The sequence below is a fragment of the Actinocorallia sp. API 0066 genome, assembly GCF_020991275.1.
Lineage (GTDB): Bacteria > Actinomycetota > Actinomycetes > Streptosporangiales > Streptosporangiaceae > Actinocorallia.
The window spans coordinates 492,965-518,020 of the sequence record NZ_JAJLQY010000005.1 but is presented as its reverse complement, the minus strand read 5'-3'; the positions used below and the strand labels follow the sequence as shown (position 1 = coordinate 518,020).

Here is a 25,056-nt window from a genome sequence, read left to right as displayed (position 1 = left end):
CGCCGACGCCGCCGCGACCGGATAAGACGGCGTTGGCGCGGGGGCGGGTCTGGAGGAGGGTGAGGAGGCTGACGGCGGTGACGGGGGCGGCGTGGCGGCCGATCGTCCAGGTGACGCCGCGTTCGACGAGGGCGGGGGCGGGTGGCTCGCCGGTGAGCCAGGTGCGGACGAGGGGCGCGAAGCCGTCGCGGGGGAGCAGGGCGAGGGCGGTGGCGTACTGGTCGTCGCCGATCGCGGCCCGCAGGTCGGCGCGCAGGCCGGACAAGAACCGGCGTTCGGGCAGGCCGAGCCGGTGGATGGCCTGCCGGGCGCTCATCCGGTGTTCGGCCAGCGCCTGCGCCGCGTGCCAGGTGTACCGTGACGCGCCCAGTTCGTCGGCGACGAGCGAGGTGAAGCGCCGGAGTACCTGCGTGTGGAGCTGTTCGACGAAGGATTCGATCTCGGTCATCAGGCACCGCCCAGGTAGGAGTCGAGGAGGTCTTCTTCGCTGACGGTCGTGTGCGCGCGGGCCACTGCGACGGCGTAGGCGCCCGCCAGGACACTGCGCAGCTCCTTGATGGAGATCCCGTCGCGGGAGCGGCCCGCCATGGCCGTCATGTAGGAGTCGACGAGCGCGCGCGGGAAGCGGGGGGTGGCGCCGCCGCGCATCCGGGCCCGGACGAGTTTCCAGCCGTCGCCGGGGCTGAGCCCGCGCACCTCCAGGGGGACGGTTCTGAGGCCGTACCGTGAGGTCAACGTGGCGGCGGGGTCTGTTTCGTCGGTGCTCGTCTCGGCCATGAACACGAGGCCGGGCCTGCCCAGGTACCGGTAGTGGTCGAGTTCGGCCGCGAGTTCCGAAGGGGGGAGCAGCACGAGGACGAGGCGCCTGTCCTCCTCGTCCTGGGCGAGCAGGAGATCGCTCATCGCCGCGTACAGCAGGTCGGGCGGGCCGGGCCGCAGCGGGCGGCCGAGGAACTGGCCGACGCGTCGGGCCACCCGCCGGGCGACGAACGCCACCCGGCGCTCGACGGGCAGTGCCTCGAACGTCGGCGGCACCTGGTCGGTGAAGTCGATGATCTCGGCCTTGTAGCCGCCGGAGGTCTCGCCCGCGCGTTGGAGCCAGTGCGCGCAGCGGTGCATGAGCGCGGTCTTGCCGCAGCCGGAGGGGCCCTTGAAGACGAACAGCCAGCCCGTCGTGAAGGGGTCGCCGGAAATGGCGCCCTTGAATTTCTCATAAGCCTGGAAACTATGGTCAACAGGGACATAATCCCTTTCGTGTGCGGCGAGCCGCCAAGGGCAGAGCGGAAGGTGCCCGGCCTCGGGGGAGGTGTCGAACGGGTTCATGCGTCGGGGTGTCGCGTCCATACCGGCTCACTCCTCATCTCTCGGCGGGACAGCAGGGGGTGCTCCATCCGCGCGGCGAGCCGCGTGGTGTGCCTGACGAACTCGTCGAGCGCGCGGTGCGTCGTGTCGTGCCGGATGCGCCGCTCGGCGGGGCTGAGCCGCGTCCATCCGCTGGTGAGGCCCGCGCCGAACGGCCCGTCCTGGAGGTGCTCCAGGAGACGGCGCGGCCAACGCCAGCACGGATGGCGGCTGATGACGTGCTCAAGTTGCCAGGCGAGATCCTCCTGACGGGCGCGCAGCTCCCACGTCGACGGGGTGGAGTGGGCGGTGAGCCGCAGGTCGAGCCACTCCTCGCAGGCGTGCCGGAAGTCGTGCGCGGCCAGCAGGAGGCCGCGCGCCCGCTCGCGGTTGCGATCCTGCGCGCGGGGCAGCTCGGTGGCGGCGAGCGTGAGCACGGCGCCGACGATGAGGGGCAACAGCACGGCGAGCAGGGAGCGCATGGTCACCGCCGGGGGGTGCGCGGAACACGGCAGCGGGGTTTTTCTGTCTCTTCCCCTATCTGAGGGAAAACAATCCAGTCATGGGACGGGAGGTGCGGACGCGCTGCGGAGTGTCGGTCCGAAGAGGTAGACATGGAGCATGAGCGACGACAGGTGGAAGAAGCGGTACCGGGCGGCCAGGGTGAGCCTGCCCGGGTGGGCCCGCGAGGCGCCGCACCGGGCGCTGTTCCGGTCCAACGCCGGCGGCGTGTGGGAGGTCTACACGTGGGACAGGGAGACCGGCGAGCAGCGCCAGGCCACCAGCCGTCCCAACGGCACCATCATGGCCGCGCTCGAACCCTACGGCCGCGACGTGTGGTGGTTCGCCGACACCGACGGCGACGAGTTCGGCGTCTGGGTGAAGCAGCCCTTCGAGGGCGGCGAGGCGGTCCCGGCGACGCCGCTGGAGGCGTCCTATCCGGCGGGCCTCGCGCTCGGCCGCAGCGGCAGGGTCCTGGTCGGAAGGTCCGGGGAGCACGGCTCGTCCGTCCACCTCGTCGATCCGGACTCCGCGCCCGTCACCCTGTACGAGCACAAGGAGAACGCCTACCTGGGCGGCCTGTCCAGGGACGAGGGCCTCATCGCGATCGGGCACAGCGAGCACGGCGACGCGAGGCACCCCGCCGTACGCGTGGTCCGCCCGGACGGCACCACGGTCGCCGACCTCTGGGACGGTCCGGGCAAGGGCGTGGGCCCGTCCGGCTTCTCCCCGGTCGAGGGCGACCCGAGGCTCCTCGTCGCGCACGAGCGGCGCGGTAAGGAAGAGCTGCTCCTGTGGAACCCGCTCACCGGCGAGGAGGACGAACTCGTCTTCGACCTGCCCGGCGAGGTCGGCGCGAGCTGGTTCCCGGACGGCGCGAGCCTGCTCGTCTCGCACGGCTACGAGGCCCGTGACGAGCTGTTCCGCTACGACCTGGCCACCCGCGAGCTCACCCGGATCGAGACCCCGCGTGGCTGTGTGGGCGGCGCGACGGCGCGGCCGGACGGCACCGTGGAGTTCGCCTTCACGTGCGCGGCCGAGCCGCCCGTCATCCGCTCGACGACGGGCGCGGTGGTGCTGACCCCGCCGGGCGAGCCCGCGCCCGGCTCCGTCCCGATGGAGGACGCCTGGGTGGAGGGTCCGGGCGGCCGTGTCCACGCGCTGGTGTCCAGGCCGGAGGGCGAGGGCCCGTTCCCGACGATCTTCGACGTGCACGGCGGCCCGGAGGCCCAGGACGTCGACGCGTTCAACCCGAACACCGCCGCCTGGGTGGACCACGGGTTCGCCGTCGTCCAGGTGAACTACCGGGGCTCGACGGGCTACGGCTCGGCCTGGCGGGACGCGTTGGAGGAGAAGGTCGGTCTGATCGAGCTGGAGGACGTCAAGGCGGTCCGTGACTGGGCGGTCGAGACGGGTCTGGCCGATCCTGAGCGGCTTGTCCTGGCGGGCGGTTCCTGGGGCGGCTACCTGACGCTGCTCGGCATCGGCACCCAGCCGAAGGACTGGACGGTCGCGGTGGCGTCCGTGCCCATCGCGGACTACTTCGCCGCTTACGAGGACGAGATGGAGGCGCTCCAGGCGTTCGACAGGTCGCTGTTCGGAGGCTCCCCGCAGGAGGTGCCCGAGAAGTACCGCGAGTCCTCTCCATTGACGTACGTGGAGGCCGTCGAGGCGCCCGTCCTGGTCCTGGCCGGGGAGAACGACCCGCGCTGTCCGATCCGGCAGATCAACAACTATCTGGACGCGCTGGACAAGCTCGGCAAGCCGTTCGAGGTCTACCGGTATGACGCGGGCCACGGGTCACTCGTGGTTGAAGAACGGATCAAGCAGGTGGAAGCGGAGATCGGCTTCGCCATGAAATACCTGAACATGTCCTGATCCGCCCGGTGTTTCGGGTCTGCTCCGCAGGGGATCTCCCCGCTCGTCCGAGGGGGGAGATCCATGAAGCGCACGGGTCGGCTGGTGGGCGTCGCGGGGGTCGCCGGCGCCGTCACGCTCGTGTGCGCGGTCGCCTACACGGGGCGGGAGCCGAGGGTGGTCGTCAGGCCGTCCGCACCCGTGGCACACCAGCAGGTCGCACCCGCGGTGCGATCGTTCGAACGCCTCGGCCACCGCGCCGCCGAACGCGCCCTGGAGGCCGAGGGCGTCAGGCGAGTCAAAGGCGGCCGGTGTAAGGGACGGGCGCGGGGCCCCTGCCCGTCCTACGCGGGACTGCGGCGCGGCACCCTGGAGGGGCTCGTCCGCTTCGCCCGTGAGAGCGGATGCGCGGTGACGGTCTCGGGCGGCACCGAGAAGGGCGGCCGGAAGGCACTGTACGGGCAAGGGAACGGCTACAGGGTGGAGCTCGCGCCCACCCGCTGCGTCGATTCCCACATCCGCCGGACCATGCCCCGGGTCGCCGTCCGCGCCGACCGCGCACCCCTGTACCGGGACGCTCGGGGCGACGCCCTGTACGCCGACGAGCGCGCGCGCTGGCACGTCTTCTACGGGCCCCGGTGGTGCGTGGCCAAGCAGGTCAGTCTCAGGCGCGCACACTGCGAATGACGTCGACGAGCTCGCGGGTGACCGAGCGGAAGCCCGGCAGCCGCGACATCGACACCATCTTCTGCACCAGCGGAACCGTCCTGTCCACGAGGAGGTAGGTCTTGCGGCAGCCTGGCGAGTCGTCGTGCACCCAGTACAGGACGATGCCCATGGAGTAGAGCCACAGGAGTTCGGGCAGCTCGGCGCGGAAGTCGGGGTCCAGCTTGAGGTCGCGGGAGCCGTCCACGACCTCGCGGTAGATCGCGACTGCGGCGGCGCGGGCGGGCCCCGACTCGGCGCTGAACGGGCTGAGCGGGCTGGTCGGCTCGGCGGCGATCTTGAAGAACTTCCCGGCGAACGAGTGGTACGGGACCATCGTGTCCACCCGGGCGCGCAGCACGCCGAGCAGCCGGGCCGCGAAAGCCGTCTCGGTGTCCAGGACGGCCTTGCACGCCGCCTTGTGGGTGTCCTGGAGCTCGTCGTAGTACGACTGGATCAGCTCTTCCTTGGAGCCGAAGTAGTAGTAGGCGTTGCCTACCGACACCCCGGCCTCCTTGGCGATCGCCCGCATGGTCGTCGCCTCGTAGCCGTGTTGGCGGAAGAGCCGCAACGCGGTCTGGACGATGAGTTCCCTCGTCTGCTCCGACCGTCCGGTGGCCTTCGGCTCGCTCACGGCTCCACTCTAGGGCGCTGCGGGGGGCGTCCGCCCTGCCGCGTCCTCAGGAGCCGCTGGACGCGGTCGGCTCCTCCGGCCCGCCCTCGCGCAGCACCTCCTGCCAGTGCGCGCGGTCGTGGACGGCGGCGGGTGTGTCGCGCAGGAACTCGGTGAGCGCCTTCACGAACCGCGCGGGGTCGTGGTGGTGCGGGAAGTGCCCGGCGCCCTCGAAGACCTCCAGGCGGCTGCCCGGGAGCGCCCGCTGGGCGACCCGCGCGTGCGCCGCCGGGATGATGCCGTCCTTGTCGCCCCACACGATGAGGGTGGGCAGGTCGGCGGCCAGGTAGCTGCGGTCGAGCATGGTGATGGCCTGGCCCGAGACGTCCGCCGCCGCCCGGATCGTCCGCAGGAAGGCGCGGCGCGCGGACGGGCTGGCGAACCGGGCGTACCGGGACAGGACGTAGGCGAGGTCGGGTCCGAGGCCGATGCCGCCGAGCAGCCGCAGCATCGGCTCCGCGGTGAGCACCGCCTGGCGCACCGGCTGCGCCGACAGCATCGCCAGCGTGCTCGCCGCGCCCGGCACCGTCGCGAGCCGGAACGCCGGGTGCACCTCGCGGCCCATGCCCGCGCTCGACACCAGCGCGAGCCGCTCGCAGCGCTCGGGGAACTGGTAGGCGAACTGCATCGCGACGCCGCCGCCGAGCGAGTGCCCGACGACGCTCACCCTGTCCACGCCGAGGACGGTGAGCAGGTCGCGCATCCCGCAGGCGTAGGCGGCGACGGCGTAGTCGGCGCGCGGTTTGGCGGACTCGCCGTGGCCGAGCAGGTCGGGCGCGATGACGGTGTGGGTCCGCGCGAGCTCCTCGATGACCGGGAGCCAGGTCTCCGAACTGTCGGCTATGCCGTGGATGAGCAGTAGCGCGGGGCCCTCACCCGTCAACCGGAAGGCGCGACGATAACCATGCACTTCACGGAACCGCAGATCGACGGTCATGGGGGAAGGGTGTCTCCGTCGAGTTTCACGTCGGCGTCGGTCAGGTAAGCGGCATGTGACGCCGAGCTCTTCGCGGGGTTGAGATGCCTGTGGATAACTTTCGCCACCCGTTCGACGGATGTGATGCCATAGGTCATGGAGGGATTGCCATGGGTCATCACCACGATCATGTAGTCGCGTCGCGAACCGTCGAACGTCCCCAGGCTGTGCACGCGCCAGCCGAGCGTGCTGCGCGGCAGCCAGCCGTTCTTCACGTGCACGTTCACCCCGGTGGCCCCGGCGGGCGTGCCCCAGCGCTGGCCGCTCACCGTCTGGTTCATCAGGCCGAGCAGGTACCGCCTTGACGTCGCGGTGAGCACCTCGTCCTCGACGCGGGTGAGCCGGATCAGCAGCCTGAGCTGGTCCAGCGCGGTGCTGCGGCTGATGCCCCAGTAGCGGGTCGGGCCGAGCGTGGTGGCCCGCATGCCGACGTCGTCGAGCAGGCGTTGCAGGCGGGCGCGGCCGAGCTGCGACCACAGCGTGGACGTCGCGTTGTTGTCCGAGCGGGTGATCGCCGCCTTCGCGAGGGATCTCTCCCGCGTGGTGAGCGAGCGTTTCTGCTTCTGCGCGGTCTGCAGCAGCGCCGCGACGACGGCGACCTTGATGGTGCTCGCCGTGTCGTACTTGCGGCCGCTGCCCAGGTAGCAGCCGATGCCGCGCTCCCGGTCGAACAGGGCGACGGAGATGCTTCCGGCGCGGCCCTGCACGGCGGCCCTGAGGTCGGTGCCGAGCCGGGTGGCGAGCTTGCGGTGCTCCCTGTCGCTCTCGCAGACGGGGTCGGCGGCCGCGGAGTGTCCGGGTGTGACGGCGAGGGCGGTGGCGACGAGGGCCAGGGTGAGCGCGGCGCGGCCGAAAGCGGCCACGCGCGGGGGGAGGTTCGGGGTCGGCGACGGCTGCACGGGCATCATCCCCTCGTGCTGGGAGGAGGCACACTGTAATGATCACTACCCGTTCCGGGCCAGGTCCACCGTCGGAAGCGAGGCGCAGATCACTCGGACGCCGGTGCCGTCCGGGGCGTCACATCGGCGTGTCCCGGTACGGGGATCCGCGTCTCCCGGCGGTGTCGGTAGCGCGGTCCCTGGTGCGCCGGGGCTCCGGAGAGTTAGTTTTCCGGACGTTACGAGCGCTTACCGAGAAGGTAGATGATCATGCGCAGGATGGTGCTGTCCGTCATGGTGCTCGCGGTGGCGGGGCTGGGCCTCACCGCGTGCGGAGGAAGCGACCGCTGGTGCGAGTTCGACGCGACGGACACCGTCGTCGCCGACAGTTACTGCGAGCGGAACACTCCGGGATACGAGTGGGAGTACGAGGACTCCTCGAAGAAGAAGAAAAAAACGTCGAAGTCGAAGTCGTCCACCAAGCACTGACGCGGAAGGGCCCCGCCCCGTCCCCCGAGGACGCGGCGGGGCCCCGGAGCGGGGCGGACGAGGGTCAGCAGTTGCCGGCCGTCGGCTTGCCCGCGAACCGGTCGCCCAGCCAGGCGGTCACGTCGTCCTTGGCGAGGCCGTCGGCGATCAGGTGCTCACCCAGGTAGTTGTCCTTGAACTGGGTCGGGATGCCCGCCGCGCAGTACCGCCGCCGGGTCTCCACCTGCGTCGCCACCGGGATGATCTCCTCGAAGACGCCGCGGTACTGGAACGTCGGGAAGCCGATCTTCCAGCGGGCCGCGGAGTTCGGGCCGCCGATGTCCACGCCGAGCTCCTGCTCACGCAGGGCGTCGAGCCAGCTCTTGCCGGAGGGGTCGGTGAGCGTGTAGAGCTGCGCCAGCGTGTACTTCGCCGTCGTGTAGTTCTCGATCCGCGCGCCGAAGAACTTCCCGAGCGTGCCGAACAGGCAGAGCGTCTTGGCGTCCGCGATGGCGGTGTGCCCCTTGTCGTTCAGCAGCTCCTTGAACGGCAGCGTGGGGTACGCCTCGGTCAGGCCGAGCACCGCGTCGACCATAAATCCGGCGAACGGCCCGCCGTTGAGCTGCTCCGCGGTCATCTTCAGGTCGCCGGGCACACCGCCCGCCGCGGCCCCGGCGATCTTCAGCTCGGGCGCGTACGTCGCGGCCCGCTGCGCCGCCCACAGCGAGGCGGCGCCGCCCTCGGAGTACCCGGAGATGCCGACGGGGCCGTCGGCCTTCAGCGGGCTGAACGGGATGTTCCGCGACGCCCTGACGACGTCCAGCACCGCGTTCCCGGCGTTCGCGCCGATCATGTAGGTGTGGACGGAGCCATCGATGTATCCGGCGCCGTCGGTGGCGGCCACGGCGTACCCGGCCTTGAGGAACGACGCGATCTGGTCGCCCTCGTACATGTCCTGGTAGTCGCCGGCGAGCTGCTTGGAGAACGCGCACTGCGGTCCGGAGCCGAGCGTGCCGGGGTGGAACGCGACCGTCGGCCGGGAGCCGCCCTTCGTCCAGGCCGCCCGGGGGATCGCGACGGTGCCCGTCACCGGGACCTTCTTCCCGTGCAGGTCGGTCGAGACGTAGCGCACCTGGTAGGCGGTCATCGGGATGTTCCCGGGAACCTCCTTCAACGTGACGGTGCGACAGGCGAGGACGTCGCCGACCGGCGCCGAGATCGGACTCGCCGGGGCGTAGATCTGTTTTGCGCTCGCCAGGCACAGCAGCGGCGCCGCGACGGCCGGGCCCGGCGCCACGACCGCGGGGACGGCGGCCACGGCGGCGGCGGTGAGCAGGACTCGGAGTCTCATCTGATCTCCAGGGTGGGGGGTCGATGCCGGACGAATCTCCATGGGAAAACCGCCGCGGCCCATGGAGCCGGATGATGAATTGGCCCGCCCGAAACTGCGCCCGGCTACGTATCCGGGCACGTCCCGGCAGGTCAGCGGCACTTTGTCAATTTGTGATGACAGTGGTCCGTGTCACGTTGCCGGGCTGAGTTTCCCGGTATCGCCGTCCCGCCTAACGTCACAGGGGTGGAAATCGCGACCGACCACGGGGAGTTGCTCGACCAGCCATGGCGGAACGTGCCGCGTGAGGAGGCCGCCTGGCTGCGTCCGCATGTCCCGCGCCTGCTCGGCGTGATGATCGAGGCGGTGCAGCGGCATGTGCCGGAGTACGCGCGCCCCGGCGACGACCTCTACACGAAGATCATCGAGCAGGCGTGCACCCACGCGATGAACCAGTTCGTCGCGGTGATCGCCGATCCGGAAACGTCCTGGGAGGGCATTCGCCAGCTCTATTTTGAGATCGGTTATGGCGAGGCCGTCGAAGGGCGCAGCCTGGAACATCTGCAGAACGCGATGCGCGTCTCGTCCCGCGTCGCGTGGCGTTACCTGTCGGTCGAGGCGGAGCGGGGCGGCAAGCCGTGGTCGCGGGTCGCGGTGCTGGCCGAGGCGAACTTCGCGTTCCTGGACGAACTGGCCTCCGCCGCCGCGCACGGGTACGCGCGGGCCACGGTGAAGGCGGCCGGCGAACGCGAGCAGCGGCGGACCCGGCTGCTCGGACTCCTCCTCGCTGACCAGCCCGTGGCGGCGGAGGTCGTCGAGGACCAGGCGGCGCGTGCAGGGTGGCCCCTTCCCCGTCGTCTGGCGGTGGTCCTCCTCGTGCCGCGTAAGGAGAGCGCCGAAGGGCCCGCGGGCCTGCCCCCGCACCTGCTCGGCGGTCTCGACAACGGAAGGCCGTGCCTCGTGGTGCCCGACCCCGACGGCCCGGGCCGCGCCGCCGATCTCGCCGCGACCCTCGCGGGCTGGACCGGCGCGATGGGCCCGTCCGTGCCCGTCGGGCAGGCGCGCGTGTCGCTCGTGTGGGCGCGCCGGACCCTCGACCTCGTGACGTCCGGCGAGATCGACCGCCGCGGCACCCGCCGCTCGGGCTTCGTCGCCCGCGCCGAGGACCACCTGCCGCAGCTCCTCCTGCGCGAGGGCGTCCCGCTGACGTCGCTGGTAGCGTCCCGTCGGCTGGAGCCGCTGCGGGCGGCCGGGCCGAAGCACGGGCCCCGCCTTGCGTTGACGCTGCTGGAGTGCATGAAGAACGGCTTCAACGCGACGGGAGCCGCGACGGTGCTGCGGGTGCACCCCCAGACGGTGCGCTACCGGCTCGCCCAGCTGCAGGAGATGTTCGACTTCGACCTTGAGGACCCGGAGATCAGGCTGGAGATGATGCTCCTGCTGCATGTCTGGATCCGTGAGGTTTTGTCGGTGAGGTCCTAGACTCCGCGCATGCGTCCCGTCGTCGCCCCCCTCGTCCTGACGGTGCTCGCCCCGGCCGTCCTCGTCGCCGCGCCCGCGTCCGCCGCCGGGCCGCTGACGGTCCGCTCGGCGACCGCCTCCGGCAGCCCCGTCATCACCGCCGGGAAGGCGGTGAAGGTGCCGATCCGCGTGCGTGTCACGGGCACCCGCGTCACCGACGTCGACGCCACGTTGCGGCACCCGAACGGCAAGGGCTTCGCACTGGTCAGCGACCTGAAGCGGGTGTCCGGGAGCGCGGGAGACGGCGTATGGCAGGGCACCGCCCTCCTGGACAAGGCTGACGCGGGCGGTAGGTACACGCTGGAGGTCGCCGCGACGGACGGCACCTCGGCCGAGCCGTACTACGACTTTGTGATCTATCGCAAGAAGAACGCGGTGACCGTCCGGCGTGCCGTGAAGCTCACCCTGAAGCTGCCCAAGCAGGCCGTCAAGGGCAAGCGGGTGCAAGCGCGCGGCACAGTGAAGGGGCTGAACGCCAAGGGCGGGTTCGCCGGGCTCAAGGGCCGCACCGTCCATGTGTGGTTCCGGCCGAAGGGCGGCGGCAAGGCCGTCCGGCTCGGCACGGTACGCACCAAGGCGGGCGGAACGTTCGTGTTCGCGATCAAGACCTCGCGCGACGGCTCGGTGTCGGCGCGGTTCCCCGGAAACGCCCAGTGGCAGAAGCGGGCCACCGGCTGGAAGGCGCTCGACGTCCGGTGAGACGCGGCGCGGCGCGGAATGTCAGAGGGGCGTGATTCGCTTGTCTGGAAGTCGGCGATCGGCCGCGGACGCTGCGCCGTGCGTCCCCCGGCCGCCGACGGAGGGAGCTGAAGCATGCTGACGCTGATGGCGGTCCACGCCCACCCCGACGACGAGGTGATCAGCACCGGCGGGGTGCTCGCGCGCGCCGCCGCGCTGGGCATCCGCACCGTGCTGGTGACGTGCACGAACGGGGAGCAGGGCGACGGCCCAGGCGGGGTCAAACCAGGTGAGGCGGGGCACGATCCGATCGGCGTCCGCGAGACCCGGCTGAAGGAGCTCGAACGCTCCGCGCGCATCCTCGGCATCGAGCACGTCGAACTGCTCGGGTACGCCGATTCGGGCATGGCGGGCTGGGCCGCCAACACCGCGCCCGGCGCGTTCGCCGCCGCCGATTTTGACGAGGCCGTCACCCGGCTCGTCGCGCTGATGGAACGGTACCGGCCGCAGGTCGTCGTCACCTACGACGAGAACGGCGGATACGGGCACCCCGACCACATCCAGGCGCACCGCGTCGCCGTCGCCGCCACCGACCGCAGCGGCGTCCCCGAGCGGCTCTACTACTCCGCGATGCCGCGCTCCGCGATCGTCGAGTTCTCCCGGCTGGCCCGCGAGCAGGGCTGGGATCTCGGCTGGCCCGAGCTGGAGGAGGGCGCCGAGCTGGAGTTCGGCACGCCCGACGAGCTCGTCACCAGCGTCGTCGACGTCACCGAGCACGTCACGCGCAAGGCCGACGCGCTGCGGGCGCACGCCAGCCAGAGCGACGGCGCGTTCCTGCTGGAGCTGCCCGAGGCCGCGCAGGTGGCGTTCTTCGGCACCGAGGCGTTCGTCCGGGCGCGCGGCGAAGGCCCGGCGGAGGAGACGGATCTGTTCACCGGAATCCAGGGCTTCGGCTGACTGCCCGCGTTCTGCTATATTGCCCCCGAAGGTCATGAGTGCCAGCGCCAAGCCCCGGCTCGCTGGCCGCCAACCCTCCTCCGCGGTGGGGTGGCCCGGGTGACGACCTGGCCTGACGCGAACGGCGTCGGGCAAGCGCGGATCCCACGGGCTGAGTCTCCGGGATCCCTGAGGGAACCCGGAGGTCCCCCATGTCCGTCCTCACCACCGCCCCCGCCCTCGTCGGCACCGACGCGCCCGTCCCCGTCCGCGGCGGGTTCGTGCCCTACGCGAACTTCGACTACGCGGCCTCGGCGCCGTGTCTCCAGGCCGTCGCCGACGCCGTCGCGCAGGCGCTGCCCTACTACAGCAGCGTGCACCGCGGCGCCGGGTACGCGTCCCAGGTCACCACCCGCGCCTACGAGGAGGCGCGGGAGACCGTGCGCGAGTTCCTCGGCGGGCCGCAGGCCGTCATCTTCACCCGCAACACCACAGACGCCTTCAACCTGCTCGCGCGCGCCCTGCCGCACGGCACGTCCGTCGTCGTCTTCGCCTCCGAGCACCACGCCACCCAGCTACCGTGGCGGCGCGCCGTCCGGCTGCCGATCCCGTCGAGCCCGGGCGAGGCGGTCGCCGCCGCCGAGCGGGCGCTGCGGGAGTGCGCCGAGGGGCCGCGCCTGCTCGTGGTGACGGCGGCCTCGAACGTCACCGGTGAGCTGTGGCCGATCCACGAGCTGGCCGACGTCGCGCGCCGCTGCGGCGCCCGCATCGCGGTGGACGCCGCGCAGCTCGCCCCGCACCGCCCGTTCGACGCGACGGACTTCGACTACGTGGCCCTTTCCGGCCACAAGCTGTACGCGCCGTTCGGCGCGGGTGTCCTGGCGGGCCGCGCCGACTGGCTGCGTGCCGCCGACCCGTACCTGCGCGGCGGCGGCGCCACCCGCAGCGTCACCGTCGAGGGCGACGTCGACTGGGCGGTCGACCCCGAGCAGCGGCACGAGGCCGGCACCCCGAACGTCGTCGGCGCCATCGCCCTGGCCGCGGCGTGCCGCACCCTGCGCGACTGGGACGCGATCGTCGCCGACGAGGAACGCCTCCTCGCCGAACTCCGCGACGGCATCGCCGCCCTGCCCGGCGTCCGCGAACTGTCCCTCTGGGGCCCGTCGCACCCGCGCGTCGGCATCGTCTCCTTCACCGTCGACGGCCACTCGCCCCGCTCCGTCGCCGAGTACCTCTCCGACGTCCACGGCATCGGCGTCCGCGACGGCAAGTTCTGCGCCCACCCCCTCGTCGACACCCTCACCGGCTCCCCCACCACCACCGCCATCCGAGCCAGCCTCGGCCTAGGCACCACCCAACTCCACATCACCCGCCTCCTCACCGCCCTAAAAACCCTAACCACCCCCACCCCCTAACCCCACCGTAGACCGCGCCCCACCACCCCGCGCGGCCCTACGCCCTCCCCAACGCCCGCCCGCCAAGCCGGTCCCGGGGAGCCCAGGATGGTGCTCCCCGCCTCCGCGCCCCGAGCCGCCCTAAAAGCCCTCACCGCCCGTGGCCGCGCGCCCCACACCGCGCGCGGCCCTACGCCGTCCCCAGCACCCGACCCGCCCGTCCGGCAAGCGCCCAGGACGGTGCTGCCCGCCTCCACGTCCGAGCAGCACTGAGAGTCCTCACCGCCCCCTTAGCCCCGCCGGTGGCCGCGCGCCCCACACCGCGCGCGGCCCTACGGCGTTCCCGGCCCGCGCCGCGCCCGTCCGGCAAGCCGGTCGCGGGGAGCCCAGGACGGTGTTGCCTCGCCTCCACGTCCGAGATCCCGCCGCCCCGCCGCATGAGCGTCTGACGGGACGCCCCTGCCGATTCTTACGCCTTGGCCTAGCCCGTCGCCCCGGACTCGCTTCGCCGAACCCGGACGCCACCGCCATGCCCCTGCCGCACGCTCGGACGGGCGCGGAGTGGGGCCGTCCGGCGCGGTGCGCGGGGCACCCCGGCAGGCCCGGCGCGCGGAGAGGCCCAAGGTACTCTCGGCGCGGATCCGGCCCCGCCGATGCCAGGGCACCGCACGCCGCCGGGACCGCGCTCGCAGGATGGTCTTCCACACCCGCGCCCGAGTACCCGAGCAGGTGTGCTCGGCGCCGAGGTGCCGCGCGTTCCTCGCCCAGGTGCCGGGGTCTCGCGGGGTGCCCGGCTGACCTCCATGTTCTGGTCGCACGTCGCATCGGACGCGCGTGGGGCTGGCGCTGAGGTGCCGTGCGTTTTTCGCTCAGGTGCCGGGGCATCGCTCGGTGCCTCGATGACCTCCATGTTCTGGTGGCGCGCTTTGGCGGACGCGCGCAACACACGGCGCGGGATCGTGTGTTCTGGAGCTGCGGTGGGTTGGGGTGGGTGAGGGGGTTGTGGGAGGGGGAGAGGGGGGTGACGATGGGGGGAGGCGGAGGGGGTGGGATGCGCGGGGAGATCAGGGTTGAGTGGCCGGAGGAGCCGTATCCGGGGTTGGGGGATCCGGCGGGGTTGCCGGTGGGGATGCTTATTGAGGAGCTTGAGGAGCTTGAGGGGCTTTGGGGGGTGTTGGGGGAGAGTCTTGGGCGGATGGGGCCGGGGGCGCTGTGGCCCGGGGCGTTGCGGTGGGATCCGACGTACGGGTGGCAGATCCTTGAGGTGTCGCCGCCGGGGTTCGGGGAGCCGCCGGTGGCGGAGACGCCGGGGGCGACGCTGCGGGACGTGTGGGCGATCGTGTCCGGGCTGGTGCGGGTGGCGGCGGGGCGTCCGCCGCGCGACCTTGAGGACGTCTTCACGCTGCTGGACCTGTACGCGGGCGTCTTCCCGCACGGCCTCGACGCCGTCGTCTACGCGCTGCTCGCGGAGGAGGACCCGCGCGCCGTCCTCGCGGCCGTCCGGGCGCGGTACGACGGCGAGGTGAGGGTGTGGCCCGCCGCGGAGACGGCGGTGGGGTCACGCAAGGCGAAGGGCAACCCTGAGTCGGACAACGAGGACGCGTTCACCGTCGTCAGGGACATCCACGGCGCGGTGATCCTCCTCGTCTGCGACGGCGTCACCGGCCAGGGGGACGGCTCCGGGGCGCGCGCCGCGCGGGCCGCCGTCGAGACCACACGCGAGTACTTCCTGGGCGACGACCACGAGGGCCTCGTCGCGGGCATCGCCGAGGCGGACAGGGTCGTCGTGGAGCGCTCGGGCGGTGCTTCGACGCTGCTCGCCGCCTCCGTCGCGCCGAACGGCCGTACCGAGCTCGCGCTCGTCGGCGACAGCCCGGCCTGGCTCGTCCGCCCGCTGCCCGACGGACGGCGCGCCGCGTGGCGGCTCACGCCCGCGCAGACGGTGCTCGCGGTCGAGATCCGCACCGAGCCGTCCGCGCACTGGGGCGGCTCGATCCTCACCCATCACCTGGGCGGTTACGCCGACGAGCCGTACACGGCGTCCGTCCAGACGCTGCCCGGCGATCTCCTGGTGCTGCTCAGCGACGGCGCCGCTGTGGAGTCCGACACCTGGTTCGGCGACGATCTCGCCGCGCTCGCCACGGTGCACCCCACGGCGTCCGGGCTGGCGGCCGCGCTGGTCGCCCGTGCGGAGCTGCTCGGCGGACGCGACAACGCCACCGCCGTCGTCGCCGAGATCAGACCCGCCTGATCACAGCACGATCCGGGGCAGCTGCGGAGGCTTCGCCCGCTTCTTCCACTCCCTGGGGTAGCCCAGTGATACCTCCTCAAAGGGGACGCCGTCGTAGTTGGTCTCACGCGGAATATGTAGATGTCCGTAGATCATGGACTTCACCGGGAACTTCCGGTGCCAGTCGGCGGTCGCGGTTGTGCCGCACCACTGGGCGAACTCCGGGTACCAGAGCACCTCGGTCGGGTTCCGTACCAGCGGCCAGTGGTTCACCAGGACCAGCGGAAGCTCCGGATCGCACTCGGCGAGCCGTTTTTCGGTCAGCGCGACGCGCGCGGCGCACCACGCCTCCCGACTCGGATACGGGTCCGGATGCAGGAGCCGTTCGTCAACGCACACGACGCCCGTCTTGTACGCGTATGCCAGGCCCTCCTCCTTCGTCCGGCACCCGGGTGGCAGGAACGAGTAGTCGTAGAGCAGGAACAGCGGTGCGATCAGCGCGGGCCCTCCGCTGCCCTCCCATAGGGCGTAAGGGTCCTCCGGCGTCAACACCCCCATTCCCCGACACATCTCCACGAGGTACTCGTACCTCGCCACGCCGCGCAGCCCGTCCGCCCTGTCGTTCACCGTCCACAGCTCATGGTTGCCCGGCACCCAGATCACCCGGGCGAACCGCCGCGTCAACACCCCCAGCGCCCACTCGATGTCCTCCACCTTGTCCGCGACGTCTCCGGCGACGATCAGCCAGTCCCCGTCCCCGGTGGGCCGCAACCCCTCGGTAACCGCCCGATTCTCTGCATAGGAGACATGCAGATCGCCAACCGCCAAAAGTCTGGGTTCCACCCCCTCATCATGCCTCCCCGCCCCCGCGAAGTTTCACGTGAAACCCCCTGGGTTCACGACCGTCCCACTCTGTGGCAGATGTCGCTTGATCGCCTTCTTTGAGGTATACCGCCGTTCCGGCACATGGACAGCATGAATCCGGTCTATCCTGCGCGCAGATGCACATGCAGATGCAAGTGCAGTGACGGTAAGGCGCAACTGAGTCACTCATTGCGCCAGGAGCCCGGTGTCGCCGCCGCGGACGTCGGTCGCGGACGACGGGCGGGGTGGCCTCTGTGGCAGCAGCGGCCACCCCTGATGGCAGTCCCCGCTACAGCTGAAGGAGAACCGCGTGCCAAACGATAGCCCGCGCCCCGAGGAACGTCCCACCGGACCATGGCGAACGCTCGCCGCGTGCGCCCTGATCGTGACGGTCGTCGCGCTCGCCGTCCTCTGGACGGAGGCGGCGGCCCCGCTCGCGCTCGGCATCGCCGCCGCCGACCTCGTCCACCGCTTCCTGGGCGGACGGCGACCCGAACAGCCGGACCGCGAAGCCCCCTGAGCGGCGCGGCACCGAGCCGTGCGGACGGCGGCCCCCGACCGTCCGCACGGCCTCAGAACGCCCGCGGCCGCGCGAACCAGGTGGAGATCGAGTCCTTGTAGCCCTGCGGCATCACGAGCGCGCCGACCTCGTGGTGCCGGAACAGGGCGAGTTCCTTGTGCTCGTGGCTGATCCGGGGCACCGCGTCCGGGTCGAGCAGGCGGCAGCCGTAAGTCACGATGAAGACGTGCCGTGCGGGCAGGGGTTCGTACATCCACACGTCCAGGAGTTCTTCCGCCCGCACCCGCCATCCGCATTCCTCGGCCACCTCTCGTACCGCACATTCCGCGGCCTCCTCTCCGAGCTCCAGTTTTCCGCCGGGCAGCTCCCACTCCTCACGTTCGTTCTTCAGGAGCAGCACCCGCCCGTTCCCGTCCACCACCACGGCTTTCACCGAAATCGGATAAAGCCCAGCCGTCACCATGCCTCCCCGCCCATCGTGCCCAGTCGGCACACCGTTCCACACCTATCCCTGAGGCCACACTGTCCTGTGACACAGGGTCACCCTTTTCCGGGCCGATGTCACAATCCGGTCATCTCTCCTGGTGGAACGGCACTGTCGGGGCGGTAACTGGCATTTACGCTGGTTGTCAGCGTGTGTGATCAATGGAAGTCCGATCCGGGCGAGCCCCCGGCCCGGGGTCGCCCTCGGGCCCGTCGAACACGGCGCGGGGGTGGGCGCTCCCGACGAAGTCGGGAGTTGCCAAGCGCCCGCCCTCGGGCCCGTCGAACACAGCCCGGGAAGGTGAGGACGATGGTCAGAGGCTTCACCCGCAGGTTCGATCCGGAGCGGCCGCGCGACGCCGCCGCCGAACAGCAAGACGCCCATCTGCCGCCCCCGACGGTGCCGATCCCGCGTGCCCCGTCCGGCTCGGCCCTGGTCCTCCCCGGAGGCCGCCCGCACTCCCTCTACCACTGCCGCCACGACTGCGACGTCCTGATAGCCGACTCCCACCTCACCGAACTCTGCGCCCAGGACCCCCGAATCCACGTCGCCAAAATCGACACCCTCCGCTCCTGCGAAGACCGCGTCGCCTGCCCCCTCTGCCTCCCCACCGAAACCGACTACACAAAAATCAAACGCTGTTCCGTCACCACCCCCACCGGCCCCCGAGAAGCCCTCCTCACCCTCTGGCGCCGAGCCCCCGACTCCACCTGGCACGCCGTAGTCATGTACACCCTCAACTCCCGCCTAACCGCCCACCCCCACCCCGCAACGTCCCTCAACCCCCTCCCCACCCGCCGCTAACCCAGACCGCGAGACCCCCATACCCAAGCCGCATCGCTCTTCCGGCTGACCCGGCTGCCTCGGCGTGGCTGTACCAAAACCACGCACCATTCACAGGGCCTGAACGAGCGTCTACCTGGCCTGCTCTGCTTTTGCACGCCCGTTGTAGCCGAGGGCCGGACCATTCGCTCGCAACGCACGGATGAACATCGATCTGGCTTGAAGTCGGCCAACGGTCGCCTCCCGCCGCCTCACCAGATGCCCTGAAGTCCAGTACATTATCCGTGAAGTGATCAAGTAGCCGAGCCTATAACTTCTGTTACAGGACAGGTTCAACCCGCTAACACCAGAGCTCCGATGATCTGCATCAATCCGAGACCGTGTCAGTAGGGGCAATGCGCCAGATGATCTCGACCTGATCTGTTCCGGCTTCCGGGGGACCTACAATCACGTGATCTATCAGGTAGAGGCAGACGAGCCGTTGTGCTTGCGGCGTGGCATCGTCCCAGTTGTCCGGTGTCAAGGCCAATGCTTCCCGAAGCACAAGGACATCAGACTCCAGCTCCTCGACTTCGGCGAGGATCTCCGCAGGGACCTCCAGGCGGTCGAGCGCCGCAGCTGAGCGGCCCAGGACGTTCGGCTCTTCGCCGATCCGCCTCAGCACCTGTTCGGCGACGGTCGCATCGAGGGCTTCGGCATCGATTTCAGCGTGCCCATCCCCGTCTTCGTCATCATCAGCACCTGCGACCCATCCTCCTTTGAGGACGTGGAGAAGTGTCCTGAGGAAGGACTCGGGGCCGACTTCCGCGATCATCCGGAGATTGACGGCTATCCATTCCTCTTCCGAGACGATCGGTTCGTGCGGCCACGCCAACTGCGGGTCGATCTCGATCGCGTAGATCGGGTTGACCATGAGCCGAGCGATGTCACTCGAGACCCACTGCTTGCCATCTCCATGTACGCCGTCTGCGGGGTTCGGGTGCACGAGTTGCTCAACCGCACCGTACTCGCCTACGTACGCGGCCTTCCAAAGAGACATGAATCTCTGGACTTCGATGGCAGCCGCTCGGGGCGCGGAACCCGTCAGATGGACCAGCGCCCGTACCAGCGTCTCAAGGGTCTCCCAGCGTGGAAGCGTCTTACCGCTGATGATCGTACGAACCCGTTCGTGGCTCAGGGTCGCCGGAAACTCATCCGCGTCGACCTTACTGATGGCCCGCGTGCTGGGCCATCCGGCCGCAGCGTGAATCTCCTGGAGAGCGACCACGAGGTCGCGGTGCGGACCAGGGGGGAGAGTGTCCTCGCCCAGCATCGGAATCCGAGGCATGCCGTTCCTTGTCAACTATCGTCAAATCGCAGCAGAATTCTAGCCCTCGGGAACCGGTTTTCCGGATCAACTGTCAATTAGTGCCTCACCCGATCGCTGACACCGCAGACTCGAATCATCGAGTTCACGTCACGAGAGGACTACGGCCATGGATGAACGTCCGAACGCTAAGAGAGCAGCGGAGCTCTGCGCTAGGTACGGGGCAGTGCTGATCGCCATCGGAAGGCTGGTCTACGACCTGCTCGTGCGTAACGGCGATCTGCGCTGAACTTCTCCCTCAACTGAAGTAGGTTCGACGGGGCCCGCAGCAGCAGGGCGGTCACGCGGACGGTTGCCGGGGCGGGTTCGTGGACTTTGTCGGCAACATCGGAGTTTGGTGTCTGTTTGGGGCACAGCGGCGGAGACGAGAAGTAGGACGATCCGAAGATCGTGGCCGGGTTGGTCGCGTGGGCGAGGGTTGGCCGGTGAGGCGCACCCCGGCAACGGCGCCGACCGTCCGGCGGTGCCCGGCGGTCCACGAACTGCTCCGAGAGCTTTCGCGGACGCCGGGCATCACCACCGTGATGGGATGGGCGGTCTTGGTGGAGTGACCGGGGCAGACGGACGCCGCTGGTGTGGCTGTCCGCAGATCGATGAACACCGCATCCTCGACACCGGACCAATCCAGCACGTCGCCCGTCACGTCGAGCCAGAACGCAAGCGGTTTGCGAACCTCCGCCACCGCCTGGGCCAGCCCATTCGCGCTGCCCAGCAGCGGCTGGACGAGTTCGACCTGTTCGGCGAACAGACCCCGCCAGAATTCCAGAACGAAAGTCGTCGGCCGCCCGCGGCCTTCCACCGGGCGCAGGCAAGGGACGCCTTGGCGCGCGTTTTTACGGCGCGGGTCCGAAAGCGGGGATGCTCGAAGTTCTGTAATGCGCGTTCGCGCCGTGTGTGTTCGACCGGGCGTCGGCACCTACTCTTTCCACTGCTCCCTGCTGGTGAGGTGCCACCACGAGCACGCGGGGCAGCGGTACTCCCGTCGTGGGGGTGTGCCCCGGCGCCGGGCCATGCTGCCCGGGTGCTGGAGCACTGAGAGAGTGGCCACCGCTGCGGCCTGCGTCCGGTAGCGGGCCTTGCGCGGGTGGAGCGGACAGGGGCGCTGGCGCAGAGCGATCTTGCGGCGGCGGAATCTCATCACGAGTCTCAGTCTCCGATCCCTGGGGCGGTGCCGGTGAGGTTTCGGGAAGAGCCCCTTGAGCGGGATGACGCCTGCGCGGCCGGTGCCGGTGTCTGCCCGGCCGTGGCCGGTGCTCCCGGTGCGCGGCCGGAACTCGCAGGGACGAGCGGAAGCGTGCTGGGGCGTCGAGGGGCGGTACTTCCGCGCGACTCCGAGGATGCGGGCGCGCCTCATGGACGATCTCACCGAGGAGTGGGAGATGGCCCTTGACGCCCGGCTGGAGATGTCCCCGTCGTCAGCGGTGCCGGTGCTCGATGCCCTGCTTGCGGCACGGCGGCGGAAACGAGAAGTGGGACGATCCGAAGATCGTCCCACAGAATTCCCACAGGAAGGGGTTCCCCTCCTTGTTGCCAGACCCCGAAAGGGGGTCTGACCTGGGTCGGGGTGGCGGGATTTGAACCCACGGCCTCTTCGTCCCGAACGAAGCGCGCTGCCAAGCTGCGCTACACCCCGGTGCACAAACCGCTGGTTTGTTGCGCCTCGGAGAGTCTACAGGATGGGGAGGGGTGGGCGGGAACCGGAAAACCTGGGGAGGCGTTGGGCCTGGCGGCCCTTGCCTGGCGGGGGAAAGGGGGAGGGGGTTAGGGGGGTGGGGTTAGGGTTAGGAGGGTGGCTTCGGGGGGGCAGCAGAGGCGGTAGGGGGCGGTGGGGGAGGTGCCCAGGCCGGCGGAGACGTGGAGCCAGGAGGAGGACCAGCGGTGTAGGCCCTTTACTCGGGGGCGGTCGATGCCGCAGTTGGTGGCCAGGGCGCCGTAGAAGGGGACGCAGACTTGGCCGCCGTGGGTGTGGCCGGCCAGGAGGAGGCGGTAGCCGTCGGCGGCGAAGCGGTCCAGGTTGCGGGGCTCGGGGCTGTGCATGACGCCGATCGTTAGGTCGGCGCGGGGGTCGACGGGGCCTTCGATCGCGTCGTAGCGGTCCAGGTTGATGTGGGAGTCGTTGATGCCGGCGAACTCGATGTCGAGGTCGGCGATCTTCAAGCGGCCGATGTGGTTGTTCAGGTCGAGCCACCCGGACGCCTTCAAGGCGGCGCCCAGCTCCTTGTAGGGGAGGTTGGGGGTGCCGCCGCGCTTGGAGTAGTCCTGCTGAGAGGTGCGCCACAGATAGCGCGCCGGGTTCTTGAACGTCGGGGCGAACATGTCGTTCGAGCCGTAGACGAACACGCCGGGACGCTCCAGCAGGGGGCCGAGGAGTTCCAGGAACGGTCCGACGGCGTCCGGGTGGGAGATCGAGTCGCCGGTGTTGACGACGAGGTCGGGCTCCAGCGCGTCCAGGGCGCGGACCCAGCGGATCATGCGGGTGCGGCCGGGCGTCAGGTGCGCGTCGGACACGTGCAGCACCTTGACGGGGTGTGTGCCGGGCTTCAGGACGGGCACCTCGTAGCGCCGCAGCTTGAACCAGTTGCGCTCGATGACCGAGGCATAGGCGAGGGTCGCCGCGCCGGCGCCGAGGAGGCCCAGGGGGGCCGCGAGAAGCTTCCGCATCCGTCAATGCTGCCAGACGACGACGGATGCCGGGATAAACGGAGTGATCCGCGCAAGGGGGCAGGGCATGATGGGGGGATGCTCAAGGAAAAGCTGGAGGCCGACCTCACCAGCGCGCTGAAGGCCCATGACGAGGTGCGCAAGCGCACGCTGCGGATGGCGCTCGCCGCGGTGACGAACGAGGAGAAGGCGGGCAAGGCGGTACGGACGCTGAGCGACGACGAGGTCGTCAAGGTGCTCGCGCGTGAGGCCAAGAAGCGCAGGGAGGCCGCGGAGGCGTTCGCGCAGGGCGGCCGGGAGGAGCAGGCCCGCGCGGAGCGCGAGGAAGGCGCCGTCCTGGAGGAGTACCTGCCGAAGCCGCTGTCCGACGACGAGATCGCGGCGCTGGTCAAGGACGCGATCGCCGAGTCCGGCGCGGCGGGCCCGCGGGGCATCGGCGCGGTCATGAAGATCGTGAACCCGAAGGTCGTGGGCCGCGCCGACGGCGGCAAGGTGGCCGCCGAGGTCCGCCGCCAGCTCGCCTGAAGCCGACGAACCACTGAACCACAAAGGCCCCCGAAAGGGGGCCTTCGCCGTGTCTCAGTCGTGCTCGTCGCCGTCGCCACCGCCGCCGCGCCGCCCGCCGCTGACGTAGATCGTCACGGTGGTTCCGGGTTCGGCCTTGGACGGGCTGACCCGCGCGACGGTCCCGCGCCGCTCGCCCGATCTGACGGGCCGCGGCGAGACCCGCACGTTGAACCCGGCCTCCCGCAGGATCGCCTGTGCCTCCTCGACGGGCTTGCCCTTGACGTCGGGGACGGGCACCTCCTTGACGTCGCCGAAGTCGCGGACGGGCGCCTTGAAGGACAGGACGGGCTCCCCGGCGAGCGCCGCCGTCATGGTGCGCTGCCAGACGGGACCGGGGATCGTCGCCCCGTAGATCCCGGTGACGGGGTGGGCGTGGCCGCCCCTGAAGTCCCAGTAGGCGGTGGCCGCGGCGAGGTTCGGGGTGTATCCGGCGAACACCGCGCAGGAGTAGTTCTCGCAGGTGCCGGTCTTGGCTGCCGCGGGACGTCCGATGGCGAGGCCGCGCGCGGTGCCCTGGGAGATGACGCCCTGGAGGATCATCGTGGTGGCGTCGGCGACCTGCTGGTCGATGACCTGCTCGCACTTGGGGGCAGGGATGTCGATCTTCTTACCGTCGGGGCCGACGGCGTTGGTGACGACGTTGGGAGCGCAGTACTTGCCGCGCGCCGCGATGCCCGCGTAGGCGGCGGCCAGATGCACCATGTCGATGGGGTTGACGCCGAGGACCTGTGACGGGATCGGCTGGATCGGCTGCCCGTTGGTGCGGACCATGCCGAACTTGGTGGCCATCTCGGTGGCCTCGCAGACGCCGACCTCCTTCTCCAGCGCGGCGTAGTAGGTGTTCACCGAGTGCCAGGTGCCGGTCTTCATGTTGAACGAGCCGGCTTCGGAGTCGCTGGCGTTGCCTACGGTCCACGAGCCGCCGCCGAGGCGCCCGTTGACGGCGGGCGGGTAGGCGTAGGCGCAGTCCTGGAAGCCGTGGATGGTGGTCTTGGCGGGTGAGGAGAAGGCCGTCCGGATGGGCAGGCCCTGGTCCAGTGCCTCCATGAGGGTGAAGACCTTGAACGTCGATCCGGCGTCGACGCCGTAGACGCTGCCTCCGTGCGCTTCGTCGGCGGCGAGGTTGATGGTGGTCTCGCCCTTGTCCGAGCCGTACTTCTTGCTGTTGGCGATGGCGAGGACCTTGCCTGTGCCGGGCTGGACGACGGCTTCGACGTTGACGCGCCAGCCGGTCGGCTCGGTCGCGTACCTGACGGCCTGGTCGGCCGCCTTCTGCACCTTCGGGTCGAGCGTCGTGTAGATCTTGTAGCCGCCACGCAGGAGTTTCTTGCGGGCCGCTTCCTTGAGCTCCTGCTTTTCCTTGTCGTCCTTGGGCTTGGCGTCGCCCATGAAGATGTTGATCATCTCGTAGTAGACGTAGGAGCAGAAGTACGGCGACTGGCTGGCCTCGCAGCCGCCCTTGGGGTGGAACTCCTTGAGCTTGAGCGGCTGCTTGCGGGCCTGAGCGGCCTCCTCGGGCGTGATGTGGCCGAGGTCCTGCATCCGGGCCAGGACGGTGTCGCGGCGCTCCAGCGCGGCCTCGGGATGCAGGGTGGGGTCGAGCGCGAACGGGTTCTTGGTGATGCCGGCGAGCGTCGCGGCCTGGGCGAGGCTGAGCTTGGAGGCCGGGATGTTGAAGTACCGCTTCGAGGCCGCCTGGATACCGTAGGCGCCCGCGCCGAAGTACGCGATGTTCAGGTAGTCCCGGAGGATCTCGTCCTTTGTCATCGTCTGCTCCAGTTGGAGCGCGAGGCGCAGTTCGCGGAGTTTGCGGTTGATGGTCGCCTCGGTGGCTTCCTTGTAGCCCTCTTCGGTGTCCGTGTTGTTGACCAGCATGTTCTTGGCGAGCTGCTGGGTGAGGGTGGAGCCGCCCTCGACGGTGCCGCCGTTGGTGGCGTTGCGGGTGAGGGCCCGGATCGTGCCCTTGAGGTCGAGCGCGCCGTGCTCGTAGAAGCGGGCGTCCTCGATCGCGACGATGGCCTTCTTGACGACGTCGGCGACCTGTTCGAGCGGGACGTTCTCGCGGTACTCGTCGAAGAACGTGGCGAGGACCTTGCCCTTGGCGTCGTACACGACGGTCTTCTCGGCGGGCGTGCGGGTGATCTCCGCCACGTCCATGTCCATGAACCCGTCAGCGGCGTCCCGTGCTGTGATCGCGCTGCCACCGACGCCGGGGAGCACGACCAGGGCGACGAGCACCCCTGCGGCCACGCTCGCCGCGAGCAGCTTGAGCAGCTTCAGGGCGGTCGATTCCCGGTTCTTGGCAGAGGACAGCACGGGGCTA

General features: G+C 70.3%; 25 protein-coding genes, 1 tRNA gene and 1 riboswitch. Of the genes, 13 read left to right on the top strand and 13 right to left on the bottom strand.

What is annotated here, in order from left to right; translation table 11 throughout:
• The first annotated feature begins 91 nt into the window (after positions 1–91).
• Complete coding sequence (locus LO762_RS15985; protein ID WP_230615839.1) at positions 92–361, top strand: hypothetical protein; 270 nt, start codon at positions 92–94, stop codon at positions 359–361.
• Positions 362–447: 86 nt separating this feature from the next.
• Here the strand turns inward: LO762_RS15985 and LO762_RS15980 are convergent, their stop codons facing one another.
• A complete protein-coding gene (locus tag LO762_RS15980) occupies positions 448–1,344 on the bottom strand; it encodes a hypothetical protein (RefSeq protein ID WP_230615837.1) in 897 nt (298 codons plus the stop codon).
• Positions 1,320–1,829, bottom strand: a complete 510-nt coding sequence (locus LO762_RS15975; RefSeq protein WP_230615835.1) for a hypothetical protein — start codon at positions 1,827–1,829, stop codon at positions 1,320–1,322. The genes LO762_RS15980 and LO762_RS15975 overlap by 25 nt, the downstream gene beginning before the upstream one ends.
• Before the next feature lie 133 nt (positions 1,830–1,962).
• Between LO762_RS15975 and LO762_RS15970 the strand changes: the two genes are divergently transcribed.
• Both LO762_RS15970 and LO762_RS15965 read left to right on the top strand, forming a co-directional pair.
• The gene (locus LO762_RS15970) at positions 1,963–3,720 is read left to right on the top strand and encodes a prolyl oligopeptidase family serine peptidase (RefSeq protein WP_230615833.1); all 1,758 of its coding nucleotides are present in this window, start codon (positions 1,963–1,965) and stop codon (positions 3,718–3,720) included.
• 63 nt (positions 3,721–3,783) lie between these two features.
• Positions 3,784–4,386 carry a hypothetical protein gene (locus LO762_RS15965; RefSeq protein WP_230615831.1) on the top strand — a complete coding sequence of 201 codons (603 nt, stop codon included), beginning with the start codon at positions 3,784–3,786 and terminating at the stop codon, positions 4,384–4,386.
• Here the strand turns inward: LO762_RS15965 and LO762_RS33545 are convergent.
• The 3 genes from LO762_RS33545 to LO762_RS15950 are packed head-to-tail and all read right to left on the bottom strand — an operon-like array spanning position 4,364 to position 6,952.
• Positions 4,364–5,038, bottom strand: coding sequence for a TetR/AcrR family transcriptional regulator (locus tag LO762_RS33545; RefSeq protein ID WP_230615829.1), 675 nt, complete (start codon positions 5,036–5,038; stop codon positions 4,364–4,366). The two genes, LO762_RS15965 and LO762_RS33545, sit on opposite strands and share 23 nt — an antisense overlap.
• Positions 5,039–5,084: 46 nt before the next feature.
• Positions 5,085–6,014 (bottom strand): alpha/beta fold hydrolase, encoded by a 930-nt coding sequence (locus LO762_RS15955; RefSeq protein ID WP_230615828.1) that lies wholly within the window; start codon positions 6,012–6,014, stop codon positions 5,085–5,087.
• Complete coding sequence (locus tag LO762_RS15950) at positions 6,011–6,952, bottom strand: serine hydrolase (RefSeq protein WP_230615826.1); 942 nt, start codon at positions 6,950–6,952, stop codon at positions 6,011–6,013. Before LO762_RS15950 ends, LO762_RS15955 begins: the two co-directional genes overlap by 4 nt.
• Before the next feature lie 243 nt (positions 6,953–7,195).
• On the opposite strand from LO762_RS15950, the gene LO762_RS15945 reads away from it, so the two are divergent.
• The gene (locus tag LO762_RS15945; protein WP_230615824.1) at positions 7,196–7,420 is read left to right on the top strand and encodes a hypothetical protein; all 225 of its coding nucleotides are present in this window, start codon (positions 7,196–7,198) and stop codon (positions 7,418–7,420) included.
• A gap of 64 nt (positions 7,421–7,484) precedes the next feature.
• Here LO762_RS15945 and LO762_RS15940 read toward each other — a convergent pair whose 3' ends face one another.
• Entirely contained in the window at positions 7,485–8,750 is a 1,266-nt protein-coding gene (locus tag LO762_RS15940) for a lipase family protein (RefSeq protein ID WP_230615823.1), read from the bottom strand.
• A 225-nt stretch (positions 8,751–8,975) separates the two neighbouring features.
• Between LO762_RS15940 and LO762_RS15935 the strand changes: the two genes are divergently transcribed.
• From LO762_RS15935 to LO762_RS15910, 6 genes are all read left to right on the top strand, one after another.
• The gene (locus LO762_RS15935) at positions 8,976–10,211 is read left to right on the top strand and encodes a CdaR family transcriptional regulator (protein WP_230615821.1); all 1,236 of its coding nucleotides are present in this window, start codon (positions 8,976–8,978) and stop codon (positions 10,209–10,211) included.
• A gap of 9 nt (positions 10,212–10,220) precedes the next feature.
• The gene (locus tag LO762_RS15930; protein WP_230615819.1) at positions 10,221–10,949 is read left to right on the top strand and encodes a hypothetical protein; all 729 of its coding nucleotides are present in this window, start codon (positions 10,221–10,223) and stop codon (positions 10,947–10,949) included.
• 114 nt (positions 10,950–11,063) lie between these two features.
• Positions 11,064–11,885, top strand: coding sequence for a PIG-L family deacetylase (locus tag LO762_RS15925; protein WP_230615817.1), 822 nt, complete (start codon positions 11,064–11,066; stop codon positions 11,883–11,885).
• Positions 11,886–11,915: 30 nt separating this feature from the next.
• Positions 11,916–12,029: riboswitch (SAM riboswitch) on the top strand.
• A gap of 47 nt (positions 12,030–12,076) precedes the next feature.
• A complete protein-coding gene (locus LO762_RS15920) occupies positions 12,077–13,279 on the top strand; it encodes an aminotransferase class V-fold PLP-dependent enzyme (RefSeq protein ID WP_230615815.1) in 1,203 nt (400 codons plus the stop codon).
• An 87-nt stretch (positions 13,280–13,366) separates the two neighbouring features.
• The gene (locus LO762_RS15915; RefSeq protein ID WP_230615813.1) at positions 13,367–13,531 is read left to right on the top strand and encodes a hypothetical protein; all 165 of its coding nucleotides are present in this window, start codon (positions 13,367–13,369) and stop codon (positions 13,529–13,531) included.
• A gap of 922 nt (positions 13,532–14,453) precedes the next feature.
• Entirely contained in the window at positions 14,454–15,509 is a 1,056-nt protein-coding gene (locus LO762_RS15910) for a PP2C family serine/threonine-protein phosphatase (RefSeq protein WP_230615811.1), read from the top strand.
• Here the strand turns inward: LO762_RS15910 and LO762_RS15905 are convergent, their stop codons facing one another.
• Positions 15,510–16,331, bottom strand: coding sequence for a metallophosphoesterase (locus tag LO762_RS15905; protein WP_230615809.1), 822 nt, complete (start codon positions 16,329–16,331; stop codon positions 15,510–15,512).
• Positions 16,332–16,662: 331 nt separating this feature from the next.
• On the opposite strand from LO762_RS15905, the gene LO762_RS15900 reads away from it, so the two are divergent.
• Positions 16,663–16,872 (top strand): hypothetical protein, encoded by a 210-nt coding sequence (locus tag LO762_RS15900; RefSeq protein ID WP_230615807.1) that lies wholly within the window; start codon positions 16,663–16,665, stop codon positions 16,870–16,872.
• Positions 16,873–16,924: 52 nt separating this feature from the next.
• Here the strand turns inward: LO762_RS15900 and LO762_RS15895 are convergent, their stop codons facing one another.
• Positions 16,925–17,305 carry an NUDIX domain-containing protein gene (locus LO762_RS15895; protein WP_230615805.1) on the bottom strand — a complete coding sequence of 127 codons (381 nt, stop codon included), beginning with the start codon at positions 17,303–17,305 and terminating at the stop codon, positions 16,925–16,927.
• Positions 17,306–17,665: 360 nt separating this feature from the next.
• On the opposite strand from LO762_RS15895, the gene LO762_RS15890 reads away from it, so the two are divergent.
• Positions 17,666–18,160, top strand: a complete 495-nt coding sequence (locus LO762_RS15890; RefSeq protein ID WP_230615804.1) for a hypothetical protein — start codon at positions 17,666–17,668, stop codon at positions 18,158–18,160.
• A 346-nt stretch (positions 18,161–18,506) separates the two neighbouring features.
• Here LO762_RS15890 and LO762_RS15885 read toward each other — a convergent pair whose 3' ends face one another.
• From LO762_RS15885 to LO762_RS15870, 4 genes are all read right to left on the bottom strand, one after another.
• On the bottom strand, positions 18,507–19,451 hold the full coding sequence (locus LO762_RS15885; protein ID WP_230615802.1) for a recombinase family protein: 945 nt from the start codon (positions 19,449–19,451) through the stop codon (positions 18,507–18,509).
• A gap of 334 nt (positions 19,452–19,785) precedes the next feature.
• Positions 19,786–20,304 (bottom strand): hypothetical protein, encoded by a 519-nt coding sequence (locus LO762_RS15880; RefSeq protein WP_230615800.1) that lies wholly within the window; start codon positions 20,302–20,304, stop codon positions 19,786–19,788.
• A 760-nt stretch (positions 20,305–21,064) separates the two neighbouring features.
• Positions 21,065–21,138 (bottom strand) — tRNA-Pro (locus tag LO762_RS15875).
• 128 nt (positions 21,139–21,266) lie between these two features.
• Entirely contained in the window at positions 21,267–22,166 is a 900-nt protein-coding gene (locus tag LO762_RS15870; protein ID WP_230615798.1) for a metallophosphoesterase, read from the bottom strand.
• Positions 22,167–22,244: 78 nt separating this feature from the next.
• On the opposite strand from LO762_RS15870, the gene LO762_RS15865 reads away from it, so the two are divergent.
• Positions 22,245–22,691, top strand: a complete 447-nt coding sequence (locus LO762_RS15865; protein ID WP_230615796.1) for a GatB/YqeY domain-containing protein — start codon at positions 22,245–22,247, stop codon at positions 22,689–22,691.
• Between the two features lie 54 nt (positions 22,692–22,745).
• Here LO762_RS15865 and LO762_RS15860 read toward each other — a convergent pair whose 3' ends face one another.
• Positions 22,746–25,049: a transglycosylase domain-containing protein gene (locus LO762_RS15860; RefSeq protein ID WP_230615794.1), complete on the bottom strand. Its 2,304-nt coding sequence runs from the start codon at positions 25,047–25,049 to the stop codon at positions 22,746–22,748.
• Positions 25,050–25,056 lie beyond the last annotated feature (7 nt).

Coding starts and splice junctions, on each gene's coding strand:
- LO762_RS15980 (WP_230615837.1), bottom strand. CDS start 1,344: ATGGACGCGACACCCCGACGCATGAACCCGTTCGACACCTCCCCCGAG.
- LO762_RS15970 (WP_230615833.1), top strand. CDS start 1,963: ATGAGCGACGACAGGTGGAAGAAGCGGTACCGGGCGGCCAGGGTGAGC.
- LO762_RS15965 (WP_230615831.1), top strand. CDS start 3,784: ATGAAGCGCACGGGTCGGCTGGTGGGCGTCGCGGGGGTCGCCGGCGCC.
- LO762_RS15955 (WP_230615828.1), bottom strand. CDS start 6,014: ATGACCGTCGATCTGCGGTTCCGTGAAGTGCATGGTTATCGTCGCGCC.
- LO762_RS15945 (WP_230615824.1), top strand. CDS start 7,196: ATGATCATGCGCAGGATGGTGCTGTCCGTCATGGTGCTCGCGGTGGCG.
- LO762_RS15940 (WP_230615823.1), bottom strand. CDS start 8,750: ATGAGACTCCGAGTCCTGCTCACCGCCGCCGCCGTGGCCGCCGTCCCC.
- LO762_RS15930 (WP_230615819.1), top strand. CDS start 10,221: ATGCGTCCCGTCGTCGCCCCCCTCGTCCTGACGGTGCTCGCCCCGGCC.
- LO762_RS15925 (WP_230615817.1), top strand. CDS start 11,064: ATGCTGACGCTGATGGCGGTCCACGCCCACCCCGACGACGAGGTGATC.
- LO762_RS15920 (WP_230615815.1), top strand. CDS start 12,077: ATGTCCGTCCTCACCACCGCCCCCGCCCTCGTCGGCACCGACGCGCCC.
- LO762_RS15915 (WP_230615813.1), top strand. CDS start 13,367: ATGGTGCTCCCCGCCTCCGCGCCCCGAGCCGCCCTAAAAGCCCTCACC.
- LO762_RS15910 (WP_230615811.1), top strand. CDS start 14,454: ATGGGGCCGGGGGCGCTGTGGCCCGGGGCGTTGCGGTGGGATCCGACG.
- LO762_RS15890 (WP_230615804.1), top strand. CDS start 17,666: ATGGTCAGAGGCTTCACCCGCAGGTTCGATCCGGAGCGGCCGCGCGAC.
- LO762_RS15885 (WP_230615802.1), bottom strand. CDS start 19,451: ATGCTGGGCGAGGACACTCTCCCCCCTGGTCCGCACCGCGACCTCGTG.
- LO762_RS15870 (WP_230615798.1), bottom strand. CDS start 22,166: ATGCGGAAGCTTCTCGCGGCCCCCCTGGGCCTCCTCGGCGCCGGCGCG.
- LO762_RS15865 (WP_230615796.1), top strand. CDS start 22,245: ATGCTCAAGGAAAAGCTGGAGGCCGACCTCACCAGCGCGCTGAAGGCC.